Annotated in this window: 19 protein-coding genes and 1 riboswitch; of the genes, 14 read left to right on the forward strand and 5 right to left on the reverse strand. The window is 68.0% G+C overall.

Translation table 11 applies throughout. The annotated features are described in order from the left end of the window. The first annotated feature begins 92 nt into the window (after positions 1–92). Both ACIA58_RS32635 and ACIA58_RS32640 read left to right on the forward strand, forming a co-directional pair. On the forward strand, positions 93–734 hold the full coding sequence (locus ACIA58_RS32635; protein WP_396407653.1) for a DUF6318 family protein: 642 nt from the start codon (positions 93–95) through the stop codon (positions 732–734). A gap of 485 nt (positions 735–1219) precedes the next feature. After that, positions 1220–1627, forward strand: a complete 408-nt coding sequence (locus tag ACIA58_RS32640) for a PKD domain-containing protein (RefSeq protein WP_396407654.1) — start codon at positions 1220–1222, stop codon at positions 1625–1627. 271 nt (positions 1628–1898) lie between these two features. Here ACIA58_RS32640 and ACIA58_RS32645 read toward each other — a convergent pair whose 3' ends face one another. Then, entirely contained in the window at positions 1899–3044 is a 1146-nt protein-coding gene (locus tag ACIA58_RS32645; RefSeq protein ID WP_396407655.1) for an alpha/beta hydrolase, read from the reverse strand. Between the two features lie 107 nt (positions 3045–3151). On the opposite strand from ACIA58_RS32645, the gene ACIA58_RS32650 reads away from it, so the two are divergent. The 9 genes from ACIA58_RS32650 to ACIA58_RS32690 all read left to right on the forward strand — a co-directional run bounded on the left by ACIA58_RS32650 (position 3152) and on the right by ACIA58_RS32690 (position 13454). Next, positions 3152–5311 carry an RNA degradosome polyphosphate kinase gene (locus ACIA58_RS32650; RefSeq protein ID WP_396407656.1) on the forward strand — a complete coding sequence of 720 codons (2160 nt, stop codon included), beginning with the start codon at positions 3152–3154 and terminating at the stop codon, positions 5309–5311. 17 nt (positions 5312–5328) lie between these two features. Beyond that, the gene (locus tag ACIA58_RS32655; protein ID WP_396407657.1) at positions 5329–6207 is read left to right on the forward strand and encodes an NUDIX domain-containing protein; all 879 of its coding nucleotides are present in this window, start codon (positions 5329–5331) and stop codon (positions 6205–6207) included. A 162-nt stretch (positions 6208–6369) separates the two neighbouring features. Then, on the forward strand, positions 6370–6834 hold the full coding sequence (locus ACIA58_RS32660) for a bifunctional nuclease family protein (RefSeq protein WP_166679510.1): 465 nt from the start codon (positions 6370–6372) through the stop codon (positions 6832–6834). A gap of 93 nt (positions 6835–6927) precedes the next feature. Beyond that, positions 6928–8211: a hypothetical protein gene (locus ACIA58_RS32665; RefSeq protein WP_396407658.1), complete on the forward strand. Its 1284-nt coding sequence runs from the start codon at positions 6928–6930 to the stop codon at positions 8209–8211. Positions 8212–8429: 218 nt separating this feature from the next. Then, complete coding sequence (gene pstS, locus ACIA58_RS32670; RefSeq protein ID WP_396407659.1) at positions 8430–9545, forward strand: phosphate ABC transporter substrate-binding protein PstS; 1116 nt, start codon at positions 8430–8432, stop codon at positions 9543–9545. 372 nt (positions 9546–9917) lie between these two features. Then, positions 9918–10907 carry a phosphate ABC transporter permease subunit PstC gene (gene pstC, locus ACIA58_RS32675; protein ID WP_396407844.1) on the forward strand — a complete coding sequence of 330 codons (990 nt, stop codon included), beginning with the start codon at positions 9918–9920 and terminating at the stop codon, positions 10905–10907. Further along, on the forward strand, positions 10904–11824 hold the full coding sequence (gene pstA, locus ACIA58_RS32680) for a phosphate ABC transporter permease PstA (protein ID WP_396407660.1): 921 nt from the start codon (positions 10904–10906) through the stop codon (positions 11822–11824). Before pstC ends, pstA begins: the two co-directional genes overlap by 4 nt. A gap of 22 nt (positions 11825–11846) precedes the next feature. Beyond that, on the forward strand, positions 11847–12623 hold the full coding sequence (gene pstB, locus ACIA58_RS32685) for a phosphate ABC transporter ATP-binding protein PstB (protein WP_396407661.1): 777 nt from the start codon (positions 11847–11849) through the stop codon (positions 12621–12623). Between the two features lie 186 nt (positions 12624–12809). Next, positions 12810–13454, forward strand: a complete 645-nt coding sequence (locus tag ACIA58_RS32690) for a hypothetical protein (protein WP_396407662.1) — start codon at positions 12810–12812, stop codon at positions 13452–13454. Positions 13455–13503: 49 nt separating this feature from the next. Here the strand turns inward: ACIA58_RS32690 and ACIA58_RS32695 are convergent, their stop codons facing one another. Then, on the reverse strand, positions 13504–13944 hold the full coding sequence (locus tag ACIA58_RS32695; protein WP_396407663.1) for a DUF2752 domain-containing protein: 441 nt from the start codon (positions 13942–13944) through the stop codon (positions 13504–13506). Between the two features lie 106 nt (positions 13945–14050). Between ACIA58_RS32695 and ACIA58_RS32700 the strand changes: the two genes are divergently transcribed. Together ACIA58_RS32700 and ACIA58_RS32705 are read left to right on the forward strand one after the other, a co-directional pair. Beyond that, positions 14051–14797 carry an RDD family protein gene (locus ACIA58_RS32700; RefSeq protein WP_396407664.1) on the forward strand — a complete coding sequence of 249 codons (747 nt, stop codon included), beginning with the start codon at positions 14051–14053 and terminating at the stop codon, positions 14795–14797. A gap of 99 nt (positions 14798–14896) precedes the next feature. Further along, a complete protein-coding gene (locus tag ACIA58_RS32705; RefSeq protein ID WP_396407665.1) occupies positions 14897–15454 on the forward strand; it encodes an RDD family protein in 558 nt (185 codons plus the stop codon). Between the two features lie 3 nt (positions 15455–15457). Here the strand turns inward: ACIA58_RS32705 and ACIA58_RS32710 are convergent, their stop codons facing one another. The 3 genes from ACIA58_RS32710 to thiC all read right to left on the reverse strand — a co-directional run bounded on the left by ACIA58_RS32710 (position 15458) and on the right by thiC (position 18425). Then, entirely contained in the window at positions 15458–16012 is a 555-nt protein-coding gene (locus tag ACIA58_RS32710; RefSeq protein ID WP_396407666.1) for a hypothetical protein, read from the reverse strand. Next, on the reverse strand, positions 16009–16608 hold the full coding sequence (locus ACIA58_RS32715; RefSeq protein ID WP_396407667.1) for a transposase: 600 nt from the start codon (positions 16606–16608) through the stop codon (positions 16009–16011). Before ACIA58_RS32715 ends, ACIA58_RS32710 begins: the two co-directional genes overlap by 4 nt. A 194-nt stretch (positions 16609–16802) precedes the next feature. Beyond that, positions 16803–18425 (reverse strand): phosphomethylpyrimidine synthase ThiC, encoded by a 1623-nt coding sequence (thiC, locus tag ACIA58_RS32720; protein ID WP_396407668.1) that lies wholly within the window; start codon positions 18423–18425, stop codon positions 16803–16805. Beyond that, a riboswitch (TPP riboswitch) is annotated at positions 18417–18549 on the reverse strand. It overlaps the preceding gene by 9 nt. A 52-nt stretch (positions 18550–18601) precedes the next feature. Between thiC and ACIA58_RS32725 the strand changes: the two genes are divergently transcribed. Beyond that, complete coding sequence (locus ACIA58_RS32725; RefSeq protein WP_396407669.1) at positions 18602–19348, forward strand: lysophospholipid acyltransferase family protein; 747 nt, start codon at positions 18602–18604, stop codon at positions 19346–19348. The last annotated feature ends 175 nt before the right edge of the window (positions 19349–19523 follow it).

Below are 19523 nucleotides of genomic sequence, written 5' to 3' on the forward strand. Positions count from 1 at the left end.
CCCCACCCACTTATCCACAACTGCACCTTTTGACATCGAACCCAGCCCCACACCCCCGTTACGATCAGTCCGACTACGGAGGGCTGACACTCGTGACACACCGCAACAGGCCAATCCGCACACTCCTGGCCTGCCTAGCCACCACCACACTCCTAACCGCCTGCACCCAGGGCAGCCCAGAAGCCGGCCGCCCCAACACGGCCCCGCCGCCGTCGTCTGGCGGAACGAGCCACGAACCATCCCCGAGTGCGCAGCCCACCTCTTTCAACACGACCGGTCAGGAATCTCCATTCCCGACCGCGACTGCCGCACCGGATCGGCCGAGCACCGCCCAAGGCGTCACGCTCGCGGCGGCAGAGCAATTCGTTCGCTACTACAGCGACCTGATGAACTACGCCGCTGACACCGGCGACACGGCCGCTCTGCTGAGCGCCAGCGACCGGGGCTGCGGGAACTGCAAGGCCTACGCGGACTTCATCGCGAAATCCAATGCGGCAAATGGCCTGCTGTCCGGCGATTACCACGAGCACATCACCGACGTACCGGAGTTGAATCGGGGCAAGCCCGGATTTGCAGGCGGATCTGCCACCCTGAGTGTCGGCGCATACACAAGCAAAGAGACCAAGACCGACGCTCCATTGGTCAGCAAACCTTCGAAATACACTCGTGAATTCGCTCTGTCTACCCAGAGTGGAAATTGGGTGATGTACGAGATGAAGCAGACGAAGCAATGAAGGTGACAACGGGCATCGCAGCAGGACTCCTGTTCGCCTCGATAGCCACATCTGGGATCGCCTGGGCATCCACCGAGCTGTCTGAGCAAGACCCCGCCAAGCCAGGACCGGTGAAGGTCCATAAGAACAAGGACGGCATAACGACGGGGGCCACGAAGCGAACCGACGGCCGACTGACCGAAGGCAAACCTGGGAAGAAGACGAGTTCGAAGTCCAAACCGCCTGGCGCCGGGACCAGCACGCCCTCCGGGCCTCGCCGATCCAAGGACGAGCTGACGACGGCGATCTCGGACCGGGATGACATCAAGCTCAACATCGGCGTATGCGGTCGTCGGCAGCCCGACGGAACTGTGCCGGGCCCTTCCCGGTGCGGAATCATGACTCCTGATGATCTGAAGATTTCGCGGCGGCGTGTGCCGCGGGTGGTGACCCCGCGGCCTCAGGATGTCACCTGGGAACAGATTCGGTCCGAGGCGAAGGACGTGATGTTTCCGGGGCTTTCGGTGAAGGTGCAGCCTGACGGGCGGACGTTGGTGAATCTGGATACGATCGTTTACACCGAGGACAGCAAGGTTTCGACGACGGCCGTCACGTTGCTTGGTTTCCCGGTGGTGGTTGAGGCGACGCCGATCAGTTACACCTGGCACTTCGGGGATGGGAGTCCGGCGCTGACGACGAGTACGCCGGGGAAGGCGTACCCGTCGAAGGAGATCACGCACAAGTACATGAAGCGCGGCAGCGTCAGTCTCACGCTGACGACCAACTACGCCGCCCGCTTCAACGTCGCCGGCACCGGCTGGCAGTACGTCGACGGCACCGTCCCGATCACCGGGCCGGCCACCGCGCTTCTGGTCCGTGAGGCTGTGCCCGTTCTCGTCGATCCCGGGCGCTGAGGCGGGCGCGCTCGTCGGTACCTGTTCCCGGGTCGCGCAGTGGTGCCGGCAGGTGCCGTCGGCGTACCCGGCCGGGAACAGACAGCCGTTGGGCGAGTCCGCGGGAGGGGTTGGCCCCTGACGTTGCGGGTTGGCCCCTGGCATGCCGGGGGCCAACCGTCCAACTCAGAGGTTGACCCCTCAGATGGCCGCTGATGACGCGGGCTGGCCGGGGCGGTGGCGGCGGTGGCGGCGGTGGCGGTGGCGGCGGCGGCGGCGGTCCGGTTGCTAGCTAGTAGAGGACGGACCTCAGGTGGTTGGTCAGGTGGGTGTGGGCTTCGCGGACTTTGCCGGGGACGGTTAGGAGGTTGGCGTAGCCGTGGCATAGGGAGGGGTGGGTGATGTGGGTCAGGGGGTTGCCGGCGGCGGTTAGGGCGGTGGCGTAGTCGAGGCCTTCGTCGCGGAGGGGGTCGAAGCCGGCGGTGGTCAGGTAGGTGGGTGGGAGGCCGGTGAGGTCCTTGGCGCGGAGGGGGGAGACGATCGGGTCGGGGCGGATGGTGGGGTCGGGGGTGTAGTGGTCGCGGTACCAGATGATGTCGTTCTCGCTGAGGATGAAGCCCTCGGAGAACAGGTCTCGGCTGGGGCGGCGGGCTACCAGGTCGACGGACGGGTAGAGGAGCACCTGGAGGGCGGGGTGCGGGAGTCCGCGGCGTACCGTCTGCTGGGCGACGACGGCGGCCAGGTTGCCGCCGGCGCTGTCGCCGCCGATGGCGACGAGGGTTGGGTCGACGCCTAGGTCGTCGGCGTGTTCGACGGCCCAGGTGAAGGCGGCGATCGCATCCTCGGCGGCGGTGGGCGCGGGCGCCTCGGGGGCCAGGCGATAGTCGACGGACAGGACCCGGATCCCGGCGTCGGCCGCGATCGCCCGGCACAGACCGTCGTGGGTGTCGAGGTCGCCGACGACCCACCCACCGCCGTGAAGGAAGACCAGCAGACCGCGCCCCACCCCACCGAAACCAGAACCGGAGCGCGATCCCGAGCCGGAGCCAGAGCCAGAACCCGAGTCCGAACCCAAGCCCGAGCCGGACGCGCTGCCGTTGCGGGGGATGTAGAGGCGGGCGCCTAGTTGGCCGGCGGCGCCGCGGACGGTTAGGTCGGTTACTCGCTGTAGTTCGGCGGGGGTGCCGGGGATGAGTTTGCAGAGGTTGCGGAAGCGGGTGCGGGCGGTGGCCGCGTCGGTTTTGGTTGTGCGAGGCAACAGATTGTCGAGCCGCAGGAGCAGCTGCAGATCGGGGTCGAGGACGTTCCCGTCGATCTGGATCGGCGTCCCGGCGAGGCGGCGGCGGACGGCCGCGGGCAGCGCGTACAGCGGGGTCAGCGCGTTTGCTTGTACGGCGGTCACCGTGTCACGCAGTACCGAGTCCAGTCGTGGGTTCACAAGGAGTGACGCTAGCAACCGGAGCCGGTAGAAGCGGCCCCGCAGGCAACGAAAAGCTCACATCGGCCAACGCGCGGACGGCTACCCGCTGTTCACCAAAGGATGCGATGCTGGACGGCGTGGCTGGAGACTTGCTGGCATCCCACAACCGGGAGTACGACGTCGAACCGCCGTACGACATCAGTGCGGCCGGCGACCTTCCGGTGGATCGGTTCTCCGATCGGGAGCTGAGCTGGCTCGCGTTCAACCAGCGCGTCCTGGAGCTCGCCGAGAACGACGGGATCCCGCTGCTCGAGCGGGCCAAGTTCCTCGCCATCTTCGCCAGCAACCTGGACGAGTTCTACATGGTCCGGATCGCCGGTCTGAAGCGCCGCATCGCCGCCGGCGTCGCGGTGAAGGCGGCCAGCGGTCTGCTCCCCCGCGAGGTCCTCGACCGCAGCCTGGCCAGGAGCCGGGAGCTGATGGACCGGCAGGCCGAGTCGTGGCGCAAGTCCGTGCAGCCGGCGCTGGTCGAGCAGGGTATCGAGATCCTTCGCTGGGACGAGTTGGAGCACAGCGAGCGCGAGGACATGACCCGGTTCTTCCGGGACCGGGTGTTCCCCGTGCTGACGCCGCTGGCGGTCGACCCGTCGCACCCGTTCCCGTACATCTCCGGCCTGAGCCTCAACCTGGCCGTCGTCGTCCGCAACCCCGACACCGGCGGCGAGCACTTCGCCAGGGTCAAGGTGCCGCCGCTGCTGCCGCGGTTCGTGAAGGTCGCCGAGGGCCGGTTCGTCCCGCTCGAGGACGTCATCGCGACCCACCTGGGCCAGCTGTTCCCGGGTATGGAGGTCACCCAGCACCACACGTTCCGGGTGACTCGCAACGAGGACCTCGAGGTCGAGGAGGACGACGCGGAGAACCTGCTGGCAGCGCTCGAGAAGGAGCTGCTGCGCCGCCGGTTCGGTCCGCCCGTCCGGCTCGAGGTCGAGGAGTCGATCGACCCGCAGGTGAAGGCGCTGCTGCTGTCCGAGCTGGGTGTCACCGAGTCCGAGGTGTTCGAGCTCCCCGGCCCGCTGGACCTGCGCGGCCTGTTCACGATCGCCAGCCTGGACCGGGCCGAGCTGAAGTACCCCGGGTTCGTGCCGTCGACGCATCCGCACCTGGCGGAGGTGGAGACCTCCAACCCGGCCGACATGTTCCACGCGCTCAAGCAGCGCGACGTACTGGTCCACCATCCGTACGACTCGTTCTCCACCAGCGTTCAGCGCTTCATCGAGCAGGCGGCCGCCGATCCGCATGTGCTGGCGATCAAGCAGACGCTGTACCGGACCAGTGGTGACTCTCCGATCGTCGACGCGCTCATCGACGCGGCCGAGGCCGGCAAGCAGGTCCTGGTGCTGGTGGAGATCCAGGCGCGCTTCGACGAGCAGGCGAACATCAAGTGGGCCCGGCAGCTCGAGCACGCCGGCTGTCACGTCGTGTACGGCGTGATCGGCCTCAAGACGCACTGCAAGCTGTCGATGGTCGTTCGCGACGAGCCGGACGGCCTGCGTCGCTACGCTCACATCGGGACCGGCAACTACCACCCCAAGACCGCCCGGCTGTACGAGGACCTCGGCCTGCTCACCAGCGACAAGGTGGTCACCGAGGACGTCGCACTGCTCTTCAACCACCTGTCGGGCTTCGGCCGCAGCGCCGGCTACCGGCGGATCCTGGTCGCCCCCCAGTCGGTACGGCGGGGGCTCGTCGAGCGGATCGACCGCGAGGTGCAGCACCACCACGCCGGCCGCCCGGCCCGGATCCGGATCAAGGTGAACAGCCTGGTCGACGAGGCCCTGTGCGACGCGCTCTACCGGGCCTCACAGGCCGGCGTACCGGTCGACCTGTGGATCCGTGGCATCTGCACGCTGCGGCCCGGGGTGCCCGGTCTGTCGGAGAACATCCAGGTCCGCAGCATCCTGGGCCGGTTCCTCGAGCACAGCCGCGTGTTCCTGTTCGAGAACGGCGGTGAGCCGGAGGTGTGGATCGGCTCGGCCGACCTGATGCACCGCAACCTGGACCGGCGGGTCGAGGTGCTGGTCCAGCTGAGGGAGCCGGACCACGTCACCGAGCTGGGCGAGATGTTCGACCTGGCGTTGGACGACGGCACCGGTTCCTGGTGGCTGCAGGCTGACGACACCTGGCAGCCGCGGCTGAGCGGACCGGACGGTGAGCCGCTGCGGGACATGCAGGAGCGTCTGATCGCGACTCGCGGACGCCGCCGAACGGTTGAACCCATCAGCTAGTTCTTTAAGGTGAGTGCATGAGCAACCCGGCGACGGTCATCGCCGCGGGTGGTGTCGTCTGGCGAGAGCGCCGCGGCACCCGGCAGGTGCTGTTGGTGCACCGGCCCCGGTACGACGACTGGTCCCTCCCGAAAGGCAAGCTGACCGCGCACGAGCATGTGCTGCTCGGTGCGCGCCGCGAGATCGAGGAGGAGACCGGGCTTCAGGTCGTCCTCGGCCCGCCGCTCGGTGTGCAGCGGTACTCGATCCGCAAGAACGGCGGGACCGCGGAGAAGCTGGTGCACTACTGGTCCGCCGTACCGGTCAACGAAGGCGTCTTCGAGCCGAACGACGAAGTGGACGAGATCAGCTGGCTCCCGGTGGACAAGGCCCGCAACCAGCTCAGCTACCCCCGCGACGTGGACATCCTCGATGCGCTGGAGCACGCCGTGCCAGTGGTGGCCACTGTGGTGGTGGTCCGGCATGCGGAGGCGGTGAAACGGAAGGACTGGGACGGCAAGGACACGGTCCGCCCGCTCACCGGCACAGGTACGGCGGTTGCCGAGCGGCTGGTCGACGTACTGGCTGCTCTGGGCGCGAATCGCCTCATCAGCAGCGACGCGGAGCGGTGTGCTGCGACAGTCACGCCGTACGCCGCCTCCATCGAGCGGCATATCCACCTCTGGCCGGAGATCTCCGAGCGGGGGTACGACGCTGATCCGGACGGACTGCGCGGTCTGGCGGAGCGGGTGTGGCGGTCGGGCAAGGTGACCGTCGTCTGCTCGCACCGGCCGGTGCTGCCGGCTCTGTCGCGGGAGCTGGGCCTGAAGGTGGGCAAGTTCTCCACCGGGGCGTTCCTGGTCGCGCACCGGCTGGCCGACGGCCGCCTCGTCCACGAGCGCTTCGGCGCTCCCTGAGAATGCATTCTGGGCACTCTGCGACACGGCTCGGTGACGATCCAGGCACAGCCGACGGGGCGCCCGGGTGACACTGGAGCTGACGGGTATGTTCCTACCCGAGGAACCGGCGCCCCACCGGGTGCCGGTCTGAGGAGAGGTTCGGGGCGCACCATGACGATGATGCGAGAACTGACACTGATCGGGATCCGGATGGAATCGCCCAACCGGGCCCCGGTGATGATGCTGCGCGAGACCGAGGGCTACCGCTACCTGCCGATCTCGATCGGCTCGGTCGAGGCGACCGCCATCGCCTACGAGGAGCAGGGCCTGCGTCCGTCGCGGCCGCTCACCCATGACCTGATGCGCGACCTGATCGAGGCGTTCGGCGTGCACATCGAGGCCGTCGAGATCGTCGAACTGCGCGACGCGGTCTTCTACGCCGAACTCGTCCTGGCCAACGGAGCCCGGGTGTCGGCCAGACCGAGCGACTCGGTCGCGCTCGCCGTCCGCCTTGGTACGCCGATCCGCTGCACGGAACAGGTGCTTCGCGAAGCCGGCATCGCCACCCCCGAGGAAGAACAGGCCGAGCTCGAACGCTTCCGCCAGTTCCTCGACAGCGTCGCCCCGGAGGACTTCTCCAGCTGACATTCGCCTCCCCCGCCCACAGTGCGCTACCTTTCGATCGCGCACTGGTGGCAGGGGTGACCTCCGGGCGCCGTTCACCTGGGGGACTCAGACATGCGCAGAACAGTCGCCACCGCGACCGTCGCCGTACTCCTCGCCGCGTTCCAGACCACCGCAGCCCAGGCCGCGCCGGCGCCGCCGACCGATGTGCAGGTCAGTTGGTCCGATGCGGCGACCGGCCTCATGCGGGTGACGTGGACCGATGCCGGGGCCTCCGACAAGGTGCGCATCGAGTACCAGGACGGAACGGTTCCGACGGATTGGCTCCCCACCGCGGGCAACGACTTCAACCATCACTGGGCAGTGCAGTGGGGGAAGACCGCGCGGGTCGCCGTGGTGACGACCGACGCGACCGGCGACAGCGCGGCCGCGTACTCACCCTGGTTCGACACGAACATCCCCAAGCCTCCGACCGTGACTGCCGCGGTTCCGCAGGCGGACGGGTCACTGCGGCTCACCTGGACCAACTCGCCGGATCCGAAGGACAGCACGCCGGGCGATCCGCTGGACGTGCCGGTCGGCAAGGCCGGCGAGGTCGGCGTGAAGGTGTGGACCGAGCCCACCGACAAGCAGGAGTGGTTCCCGTACCCGCTCGGAACCACGACCGCGGTCGTGCCGCCGCGCCCACGTCCGCAGTCGACCCGGGTGATAGCGACGAACGAGTGGGGCGGGGCGTCACCCGACGAGGTCTACTACACGGACATGAAGTTCGCCCTGAGAGCCGGGCCGGCGTACGGCGTCTTCGGCAAGCCGATGACGATCTCCGGTATCGCGGGCGCGCTGCTCTGCGACAACCCGGGCAACTGCGGCGCCGGCCGGCTGTTCGGTGGCGCCGGGATCCCGATCACGATGCAGACCAGGGCGAACGCCGCCAAGCCCTGGGAGTACGCCGGGCGCTACACCTCGTTCGACCTGTACGGATTCGAGGCGCGACCGGTCGCGGTCGGCGGTCGCGAGTATCGCTTCTACGCCCCGGCCTGGAAGGGCTACTCGATGGTCACGGCGATGGCGATCTCGGGCGCGAAGTACATCCCCACCCTGGCGGACTTCGCAGTGGCCGGGTTCAACGTGCGGACCGCGCAGGTCGGGCAGATGGTGAAGCTGACCGTGGATGTGAAGCCGGGCGGCACCGTGAAGGGCGCCCTGCAGCGGTGGGACGGCAAGTACTGGCGCAGCGTGCTCACGGTGCCGGTTGTTAAAGGTAAGGCAACGATGTCCATCCGGGCCGCCGGGCGCGGAACGACCACGCAGTACCGTGTTGCCGTCCCTGGGATGACGTATTACGGGCTGCGGATCCAGACCACAGGCAGTCGAGCGTTCACCCTCGCAGTGCGCTGAGCGTTACCGGACCGTGAGCCGACAGCCGTTTACATCGACAGAGAGTGACGGCTCTTAACTCAGTTCACCTAATGGCTGCCTGTCGGCACGCCAGGCGTCGCACACGCTACCGGAACCGTTCACCGCTCGTTCACCGGCGACGGACCGGTCGGTCACCTGCTCTCCCTACCGTCTGTGGAAGTTCAGAAGTCTGATTCCCGCAGAAGGGCAACACTCTCGTGTCCGTCAATCGCCTGCTCCGCGTCGGCTCCGTCGCCGTGGCATCCCTCGGCGTTCTCGCTCTGAGCGCCTGTGGCAGTGACCCCGAGCCTGCCGGCTCGTCGAGCCCCGGTTCCTCGTCGTCGTCGTCCGCCGGTGCAGACTGCCCGCAGGGCACCCTGAATGCTGAGGGTTCCTCGGCGCAGAAGAACGCCATCGACGAGGTCATCAGCAAGTACAACGAGAAGTGCGCCGACGTCACGGTGAACTACAACCCGACCGGTTCCGGTGCGGGCATCAAGCAGTTCAACGCGAACCAGGTCGACTTCGCCGGCTCCGACTCGGCGCTGAAGCCCGACGAGATGACCGCCGCCACCAAGCGCTGCGCGGGCAACCCGGCCATCGACCTGCCGATGGTGATCGGCCCGGTCGCGATCGCGATCAACGTCGACGGCGTCGACAAGTTCGTCCTCGACGGCCCGACCGCCGCGAAGATCTTCCAGGGCACCATCAAGACCTGGAACGACCCGGCCATCGCCAAGCTGAACCCGGGCGTGACGTTCCCGTCGGCCCCGATCTCGGTCTTCTTCCGGTCCGACGAGTCCGGCACCACCGAGAACTTCACCAAGTACCTGCAGGCCGCCGGCGGTGGCGCCTGGACCGGCACGCCGGCCAAGAAGTGGACCGGCACCGGCGCCGGCAAGGAGAAGTCCGCGGGTGTCGCCGAGGGCGTCAAGAGCACCAAGAACTCGATCACCTACGTCGAGTGGTCGTACGCGGTCGACAACAAGCTGACCATCGCCCAGATCGACAACGGCTCGGGCACCCCGATCGAGCTCACCGCCGACTCCGCCGGTAAGGCCCTGGCCGCCGCGAAGCCGGCCGGCACCGGCTCCGACCTGGCTCTGAAGCTGGACTACGCGACCAAGGCCGCGGGTGCGTACCCGATCATCCTGGTCACCTACGAGATCGCTTGCACCAAGGGTCTCCCGGCCGAGAAGACCGCGCTGGTGAAGAGCTTCCTGAGCTACTTCTCCAGCAAGGACGGCCAGGCCTCGCTGACCGACCTGAACTACGCGCCACTCCCGGCCGAGATCCAGACCAAGGTCGACGCCGCCATCCAGGCAATCAGCTGATCTCGAAGCAGTACTGATGCGAGCCCCGGCCGGTCCGATGATCCATCGGAGGACGGCCGGGGCTCGCCTCGTCGGACCCAGACGTGACAGATCACGACCCAGGCGCTTGGAGCACCATCGATGAGTAGTCCAGACGGCACGGCACCGCCCGACCGGCCGGACGGCAAGGCCGCCGGACAGGAAGACCCCAAGATCGAGGACCTGGTCCACGAGGACGCGGGGCCGACCCCGCGGTTCGAGGACCTGGCCGAGGAGCACGCCGAGCACGAGGCGGAGCTCTCGGCCGAAGTGATGACCGAGTCCGGCCCCGAGGCCGCGGCCGCCACGGCCGCCGCCAACACCGCCGCCACCGCCCCAGAGCCCGGCAAGAAGATGGAGCTCGGCCCGGTCGGCCATCTCGGTGACCGCCTGTTCAGCGCCTTCGCCCGCGGCTCCGGCGGCCTGGTGGTCCTGATCGTCGCGTTCGTCGGCATCTTCCTGCTGGCGCTGGCGATTCCGGCGCTGGCCGACGACAAGAGCAGCTTCCTGTTCTCCCGGGTCTGGGAGCCGGGCGGCGACCAGCCCCGGTTCGGCATCGCGGCGATGTTCTACACCACCGTGATCAGCTCGATCATCGCGATGCTGATCGCGGTCCCGGTCGCGATCGGCGTCGCGCTCTTCATCACCTACTACGCGCCGAAGCGGCTGGCCCAGCCGGTGGCGTACGCCGTCGACCTGCTGGCGGCCGTGCCGTCGATCATCTACGGCCTGTGGGGCATCCTGTTCTTCGCCCCGATCCTGCTGCCGGTGATCAACGGCCTGTCGGACGCGCTCGGCTGGATCCCGCTGTTCGAGAAGCCGCCGGGCGACAACGTCGGCGTCGTCTTCACCGCGTCGGTGGTGCTGGCGATCATGATCCTGCCGGTGGTCACCGCGATCAGCCGCGAGATCTTCGCGCAGACACCGATCTCGCACCGCGAGGGCGCGCTGGCGCTCGGCGCGACCAAGTGGGAGATGATCCGGATGGCGGTCCTGCCGTACGGGCGTTCCGGCGTGGTCAGCGCCTCGATGCTCGGCCTCGGCCGCGCGCTCGGTGAGACCGTCGCCGTGCTCATCATCCTGTCGGTGCCGAACGGCAACGACCCGTGGAACTCGTCGATCTTCGCCGGCGGCGAGACGTTCGCGTCGAAGATCGCCAACAACGCCGCCGAGTTCGACTCGCCGGAGAAGACCGGCGCCTACATCGCGGCCGGCCTGGTCCTGTTCGTGGTCACGTTCCTGGTCAACTCCGCGGCCCGGATCATCGTCGACCGCAGCACCCCCGGCGCCAAGCGCCCCCGCCGCAACCGTCGCGCCGGGGCAGCCCAAGGAGCATCCGCATGACGATCACAGCCGAGAACAAGCCGGCGTACGACGGTCAGATGCTCGACCTGACCGGGAAGTCGGGCGCCCGGGCCTTCAAGAACACGCTGGCCACCACGCTGATCGTGCTGGCCTTCGTGGTCGCGATGATCCCACTGCTGTGGATCCTCGGAACCGTGATCAGCAAGGGCTACCACCTGCTCCTGAACGCGGACTGGTGGAGCCAGTCGCAGCGCGGCATCACCGTCCGGCGCCAAGGCGGCGGCGCGTACCACGCCATCATGGGCACGCTGATCATGTCCCTGATCACCGCGCTGATCGCGGTGCCGATCGCCGTCCTCGGCGCGGTCTACCTGGTCGAGTACGGCAAGGGCACCAGGACCGCCCGCGTGGTCAGCTTCATGATCGACATCCTCACCGGTGTCCCGTCGATCGTCGCCGCGCTGTTCATCTACGCGGTCTGGATCACGATCTTCGGCTTCAACCGGGTCGGTTTCGCGGTGTCGCTGTCGCTGGTGCTGCTGATGCTCCCGGTCGTACTGCGGTCCACCGAGGAGATGCTCAAACTCGTACCGGACGAGTTGCGCGAGGCGTCGTACGCGCTCGGGGTGCCGAAGTGGAAGACGATCATGAAGGTGGTCGTGCCGACCGCGTTCGGCGGCATCGTCACCGGCGTCATGCTCGGTCTCGCCCGCGTGATGGGTGAGACCGCGCCGCTGCTGATCCTGGTCGGCTACTCCAAGAACATCAACCTGAACCCGTTCGACGGGTTCATGGGCGCGCTGCCGACGATGATCAACCAGGACCGGACCGAGCTGGCGCTGCAGCCGGCCGCGGACCGGGTCTGGGCGGCCGCACTGACGCTGATCCTGCTTGTCCTTGTCCTCAACGTGCTGGCCCGGCTCGTCGCCCGGTTCAGCGCCATCAAGTCGAAATAGTCACGAGAGGTTCTGAGTCGATATGGCTAAGCGCATCGAGGTCAGCGGCCTCAACGTCTACTACGGCGATTTCAAGGCCGTCGAGGACGTGTCGATGACGGTCGAGCCCCGCTCGGTCACCGCGTTCATCGGCCCGTCCGGCTGCGGCAAGTCCACCTTCCTGCGGACCCTGAACCGGATGCACGAGGTGATCCCCGGCGCCCGGGTCGAGGGCAAGGTGCTGCTGGACCAGCAGGACCTGTACGGCTCCGGCGTCGACCCGGTCGCGGTCCGCCGGGTGGTCGGCATGGTGTTCCAGCGGCCGAACCCGTTCCCGACGATGTCGATCTTCGACAACGTCGCGTCGGGCCTGAAACTCAACGGCGTCAAGGATCGCAAGAAGCTGACCGAGGTGGTCGAGCGGTCCCTGCACGGCGCCAACCTGTGGAACGAGGTCAAGGACCGCCTCGACAAGCCCGGCGCGGGCCTGTCCGGCGGTCAGCAGCAGCGGCTGTGCATCGCCCGGGCGATCGCGGTCGAGCCGGAGGTGATCCTGATGGACGAGCCGTGCTCGGCCCTTGACCCGATCTCCACGCTGGCGATCGAGGACCTGATCGAGAAGCTGAAGGACCAGTTCACCGTCGTCATCGTCACGCACAACATGCAGCAGGCGGCGCGGGTCTCCGACCAGACCGCGTTCTTCAACCTGGCCGCGACCGGCAAGCCCGGCCGGCTGATCGAGATGGCCCCGACCAAGCAGATCTTCTCCAACCCGGCGGAGAAGGCCACCGAGGACTACATCACGGGTCGCTTCGGCTGATCCGCCGTACGACGGTTTGCGTGCGGTCGGGATCGCCGCCAGGGTCCTGACCGGGCGCGGGTTCACGAGGGGTCTCAGTCGGAGACGAGACCCTAGGGGTTCGCGGACCGGTGTGGGGACGTGACCACGAACCTGTGGAAAAGATAGCCTTCGGGGATTCCTCGACGTTCTCAGAAGGGAACCGCGGTGAGCACTCCGACGCCACCTCCCGGCGACGACCAGAACGACCAGAACCGGCCGCAGGACACTCCCGAGACCCCGGGTGAACAGCCGAGCCAGTACGGGCAGCCCGATCCGTACGGTCAGAGCCAGCCTGAGCAGCCGGGCCAGTACGGCCAGCCTGGGCAATACGGTCAGCAGCCTGGTCAGTACGGTCAGCAGCCCGGCCAGTATGGCCAGCCCCAGTACCCCGGCCAGCCGGGTCAGTACGGCCAGCAGCAGCCCGGCCAGTACGGCCAGCAGCAGCCGGGGTACGGCCAGCAGCCTGGCCAGTACGGGCAGCAGGGCTACGGCCAGCAAGGCGGTTACGGCCAGCAGCAACCGGGTGCGTACGGTCAGCAGCCCGGCCAGTACGGCGCGTACGGGCAGTCCGGCTACGGGTACGGCGCGGGGGCGCAGCCGCAGAGCAGCACCCCGCAGACGCTGGCGATCATCGGCATCGTCTGCCTGGTCATCTGTACGCCGGCCTCGATCGTTCTCGGGCTGATTGCCCAGGGCAAGTTCCGCGAGCAGGGCCGCTCGGACACGCTGGCCAAGGTCGCGTGGATCGGCGGCGCCGCGCTGACCGGCCTCGGCCTGCTGTTCTACATCATCGGTCTCGCGTCCAACTGACCAGTCTTGTCGCGGGGCCCGCGTGGCCCCGCGGCACCGTCGTCGCAGGTCAGTTCAGGTTGCGAGCGACGCCGTACACGACCAGCAGGGCGATGACGCCCTTGATCAGCCAGTCCGCCACCCGCGGGCTCATCGAGAGCCTGGGCAGGCGCACCAGCCGCAGCGACTCGAGTGACCAGGCAAGCACTTGGTAGCCGACGGCAACGCCGACGAGCGGGCCGAGCACCAGGATCACGGGGTTGAAGTGCCAGGCGGCGTCCAGATCGCCGCGGAGCAAGGCGGCCGCCATCCGGGTCGACCCGCAGAGCGGGCAGTTCAGACCGGTGGTGGCGTGCAGGATGCACGGGACCCCGAGCCGCTGGCCCGACAGTTGGTACAGCCCGGCCAGGGCGAACCCGCCGACACCGACCGCGGACAGGCCCCACACCCGGCGGTCCAACGACTGGACCGGACCGGCGGGCCGGAGTACGACGCTCTGCGAGACGCTCACCGCACAACGGTAACTCTCATCACGTGGGATCCGTTCACAGGTCTGAGCCGTCGGACCCGTAGCCTGCAACTCACTCCTCAGATTGCCATCAGTAGAAGGGATCGTCGTGAGCTCTCCGACGCCACCGCCGGGTTACGGCCCGCAGGACCCACAGCAGCCGGGTCAGTACGGCCAGCCGGGACAGCCTGGCCAGTACGGGCAGCCCGGCCAGCCGGGGCAGCAGCCTGGCCAGTACGGGCAGCAGCCCGGGTATGGCGGCCAGCAGCAGCCGGGGTACGGACAGCAGCCCGGATACGGCCAGCAGCCGGGATACGGGCAGCAGCCGGGTTATCCCCAGCAGCCAGGGCAGTACGGACAGCAGCCGGGTCAGTACGGGCAGCCTGGTCAGCCGTACGGGCAGCCTGGCTTCGGGCAGTACGGCGCGCCGGGCTTCGGCGGCGGGATCCCGGGCAACCTGGCGGCCTGGCCGAACCGGGTCGGCGCCTGGTTCGTCGATTCCCTGATCATCGGCGTGCCGAGCGGTATCGGCTCCGCGATCGCGGGCAACACCAACAACTCGGTGCTGGCGATCATCGGCCTCATCTTCTACCTGGCCGGCATCGGTCTCGCGATCTGGAACATCCTGATCCGCCAGGGCGGCAGCGGCCAGACCGTCGGCAAGCAGGTGCTCGGCCTGAAGCTCGTCGGCGCCGACACCGGCCAGCCGATCGGCGTGGGCAGGACGTTCCTCCGCCAGCTCACCCACATCCTCGACGGCCTGTCCTGCTACCTCGGCTACCTGTGGCCGTTGTGGGACGAGAAGCGGCAGACCTTCGCCGACAAGATCAACAACACCTACGTCATCAAGCTCTGACCTGACGACCTCCGGACGCCGTGGCCCGATCGGGCCGCGGCGTTCGTCGTTCCGCCGGTGTCCGCGATACTCGTGTCAGGCAACCAGAGAGGACCCCTCGTGAGCACCCCTGGATCCGGACCGTACGGCGGTCAATATCCCCCTGGCCGGCCGGCCCAGTTCCCACCGCAGGGCTACAACCCTTACGGGCAAGGCAATCCGGGCGGCGGGTACGGGTACGGGTACGCACCGCCCGGACGGCTGGCGGACTGGCCGAGCCGGGTCGGAGCATCGCTGCTCGACTCGCTGATCATGGCGATCCCCGCAATCGCGGGCGTGCTGGCCGCACTGGTCATCGACGGCAACAAGGAAGAGCTGGGCGCCGGCGGCGGGATCGCGATGATCGGCGGGTTCGTGGTGGCGTTCGGCATCTGGGTGTGGAATCGCATCGTCCAGCAGGGCCGCACCGGCCAGTCGTTCGGCAAGAAGGTGGCCGGACTGCGGATCGTGGACGCGCACACCGGCCAGCTGATCGGCATGGGCAAGAACCTCGGTCGCGAGGTCTGCGCCCAGATCTTCAATCAGCTCTGCGTCCTGAACGTCCTCTGGCCACTCTGGGACGACAAGCAACAGACCTGGCACGACAAGGTCGTCAGCGACATCGTCATCAAGAGTTGAACGTCAGTGGGAGCGTAAGAGGCCCGCGCAGGTGACTGCCCACAGGACGCTGGTGAAGGTGCCGATGATGAAGCGCTCGGCGACGGCCTGCGGGGTGACCGAGGCGGGCTGGTCGGGGCTGCGGAGCTCGGGGTACCGGGCCAGGCCTTTGATCGCCAGCACGACTGCGATGCCTTCCGGCCAGCCGGACACCAGTGACGCGTAGATCGCGGCCCGCTCGAGCGATCCGATCAGCGCGCCGCCGCGCAGTACCTCACCGGCCTTCTGGGTCGACTGGGCCCGGGTGTTGTTCCGGTCGACCAGCGCCAGCACGGAGGTCGTCAGCGGCCCGCCACCGGTCACCGCCAAGCCTCCTGCCAGCAGGAGCAGCACGTTCCACCAGCGCTCGGCCCAATCTGCCACTCCGTGGCCCGCAAGAAGCAGAACACCGACGGCGGCAAGACAGGCCAGCATCACGCCGCTGATCGCGATCTCGAAGTTGGAGCCGGACCTGGGCACCCAGGCGAGCACGGCGAGGACGAGCCCGGCAGCGGTCAACGACAGGATCAGCGCCGTCACGCAGCGACCTCGGGGGCGAGGAGGTCCGCGGCCAGCACCCGTCCGCGCTGTTCCTCGGCGAATCCCGCCGCCTGCGCGCGTTGCGTCACCGCCGACTGGCTGATCCCCAGTTTCACGCCGATCTCCCGCCTGGTGAGTCCTTCGGCCAACAGGTCCGCCACCGCCCAGCCACGCTCGCTGCGGCGCCGCAGTACCGACGCCATCAGCCACAGCACCGTCTCCACCTGCTCCGCGATCCGCGAATCCGCGCCGACCACGTTCACATGATGCGGGCTCGACTTGGCCCGCGTCACCGCCTCCCGGGCGAACACGAAGGCGTCGCCGCTGCCGGCCCGGGTGCTGCGGGGCAATGGCTGGGCGACCTCGCCGATGCCGAGGCCGACGTACCAGGAGTCGGCGCGGAGCAGCTCGACGATCACGTCGACGGTCGGCCGGGCCTCGGCGAGCACGCCCTGCACCTCGTCGCCGGCGGTCCGCTCGAACTTCCGCAGCAAGCCGGTCCGTCGCGGCCGGCGGTTCAGGGAGTTCAGCAGCTCGGGTACGAGATCGCTCGTGCTTCGGCTGCCACGCTGATCTACCGTGAGAACGAAGACCATCGCCCTGCACCTCCTTCTGAACGGCTTAAGGCTACAGTCTTATTCACGTAGAGTGAAGGACAAAACCTGAATCGCTTCAGCCGATCACTCCGGGTGACCAGCCCGCCGGCCGCCGATTCCTCCATTCTCCGCTGGATTCGGGCGGCTCGGCGGTTCTACGCCAGTCGCGAACTCACGGTGCGTCAGCGACGACCTCAGTCGGCGAGCGGCAGATACAGCTTGCCGTCGTGGGAGCGGAAGGTCTCCGACATCTCGGTCAGACCGGCCTCGATGGCCTCGGCGGAGTCGAGGCCGTGCTCCTCGGCGTACGCGCGGATGTCGGCGGTGATCCGCATCGAGCAGAACTTCGGCCCGCACATCGAGCAGAAGTGCGCGGTCTTCGCGGGCTCGGCCGGCAGCGTCTCGTCGTGGAAGGACCGGGCCGTGTCCGGATCCAGCGAGAGGTTGAACTGATCCTCCCAGCGGAACTCGAACCTTGCCTTGGACAACGTGTCGTCCCAGGCCTGCGCACCCGGATGCCCCTTGGCCAGATCCGCCGCGTGGGCAGCGATCTTGTACGTGATCACGCCCGTCTTCACGTCGTCACGATCCGGCAGCCCGAGGTGTTCCTTGGGCGTGACGTAGCAGAGCATCGCCGTACCCAGCCAGCCGATCTGCGCGGCGCCGATCGCCGACGTGATGTGGTCGTACGCCGGCGCCACATCGGTTGCCAACGGCCCCAATGTGTAGAAAGGCGCCTCCCCGCACAGCTCTTCCTCGAGCTGTACGTTCTCCGCGATCTTGTTCATCGGCACGTGGCCCGGGCCCTCGATCATCACCTGGACGTCGTGTTCCCACGCGATCCGGGTCAGCTCCCCCAGCGTCCGCAGCTCGGCGAACTGGGCCTCGTCGTTCGCGTCCGCGATACACCCCGGCCGGAGTCCGTCGCCCAGCGAGAACGTCACGTCGTACGCGCGAAGGATCTCGCAGAGCTCGGCGAAATGCGTGTACAGGAAGGACTCCTGGTGGTGCGCCAGGCACCAGGCCGCCATGATCGAGCCGCCCCGCGACACGATCCCGGTGATCCGCCGCGCGGTCAGCGGCACGTACCGCAGCAGCACGCCGGCGTGCACGGTCATGTAGTCCACACCCTGCTCGCACTGCTCGATCACCGTGTCGCGGTACACCTCCCACGACAGCTCGGCCGGATCGCCCTTCACCTTCTCCAGCGCCTGGTACAGCGGCACCGTCCCGATCGGCACGGGTGAGTTCCGCAGGATCCACTCCCGCGTCTCGTGGATGTTCTTCCCGGTGGACAGGTCCATCACCGTGTCCGCGCCCCAACGGGTCGCCCAGACCAGCTTCTCGACCTCTTCCTCGACCGAGCTGCTGACGGCGGAGTTGCCGATGTTCGCGTTCACCTTCACCAGGAACTTCTTGCCGATGATCATCGGCTCGCTCTCGGGGTGCCGCCGGTTCGCGGGGATCACCGCGCGCCCGCGAGCCACCTCGGCCCGGACGAACTCCGGATCGAGTCCCTCCCGAACAGCGACGTACCTCATCTCCTCGGTGATCGTCCCGGCCCGCGCATGCCCGAGCTGGGTCAGTCCCGGGCGCCCGGCGATCCAGTCCCGCCGCAACGCGGGCAGACCGGCCTGTACGTCGATCCCTGCCGACGCGTCGGTGTACGGACCGGAGGTGTCGTACAGGTCGAAGTGCTCGCCGTTGGTGAGGTGGACGCGACGAGTTGGTACGCCGAGCTCGCCGCGATAGATCTTCTCCGATCCGGAGATCGGGCCCGTGGTGACGGCCGGACGGATCGTGCTGACATTCACCATGCTGGTGCTCCCTACGCCGGAATTACCCGGACAGGTTCGGCGGTCGGCGGCGCCGGCCAGGTGCGATTCCTGGATCCAGCCGCCCTCTCAGCCCACTACGGTGCGAGCTCCCGCGATCTCAAGTTGTCACCGCCAACCATAGGCCATGGTTGGTACGAGCCCTGTAGCGTCTAGGGATGCGAGACCTCGTGTACCCGCCCGTCATCGCCTTCGCGCGGACCGCGTTCAAGGTGCTGGACCTGAAGCTCCGCATCACCGGGGCGGAGAATGTCCCCCGGACCGGCGGTGCGCTGATCGCCCTCAACCACATCAGCTACGTGGACTTCATCCTCGGCGGGTACGGCGCTCTGCCGAGCAAGCGACTGGTCCGCTTCATGGCCAAGGAGGTGCTGTTCCGCAACCGGTACTCCGGTCCGTTGATGCGCGGGATGCACCACATCCCGGTCGACCGGGACGCGGGTGCGGCGTCGTACCAGCAGGCGCTGGAGCACCTGGCCGCGGGCGAGGTGGTCGGCGTCTTCCCGGAGGCGACGATCAGCCGGTCGTTCGAGCTCAAGGAGTTCAAGTCCGGCACGGTCAGGATGGCGGCGGAGGCCGGCGTACCGGTGATTCCGATGATCCTGTGGGGCACGCAGCGGATGCTGACCAAGGATCATCCGCGGGACTTCTCCCGGCACCGTCCGATCTCGATCAGCATCGGTGCGCCGATCACGGTGACGCGCGACGACGACGCGAGCGAGGCGACCGCACAGCTGCGGTCCACGATGGCCGGGATGCTCGACGAGACCGTCCGCGGCTATCCCGAGCAGCCTGCCGGCGCCTGGTGGCTGCCGGCCGCGTACGGCGGTAGCGCGCCGACACCGGCCGAAGCCGAGCGGCTGGACCGCGAGGAGCTCGCCCGCCGCGCCGCCCGCCGTGAGTAAGGCCTGTGTCAGTAAAGCCCTGCGTCCGTAAGCCCAGTGTCAGTAAGGCGGACAGGACCTTGACCCTCGGGGCGGAACGAGGGTACGAAGGCTGTCGTTGACGGAACAGGAACCTGGGGGGTCCCTGTGCGGCGGGCCGGCGTCGACAGGCCCGCGGACACGAGCGGGCGGGGAA

This window comes from Kribbella sp. NPDC051586 (assembly GCF_044453965.1).
GTDB lineage: Bacteria > Actinomycetota > Actinomycetes > Propionibacteriales > Kribbellaceae > Kribbella.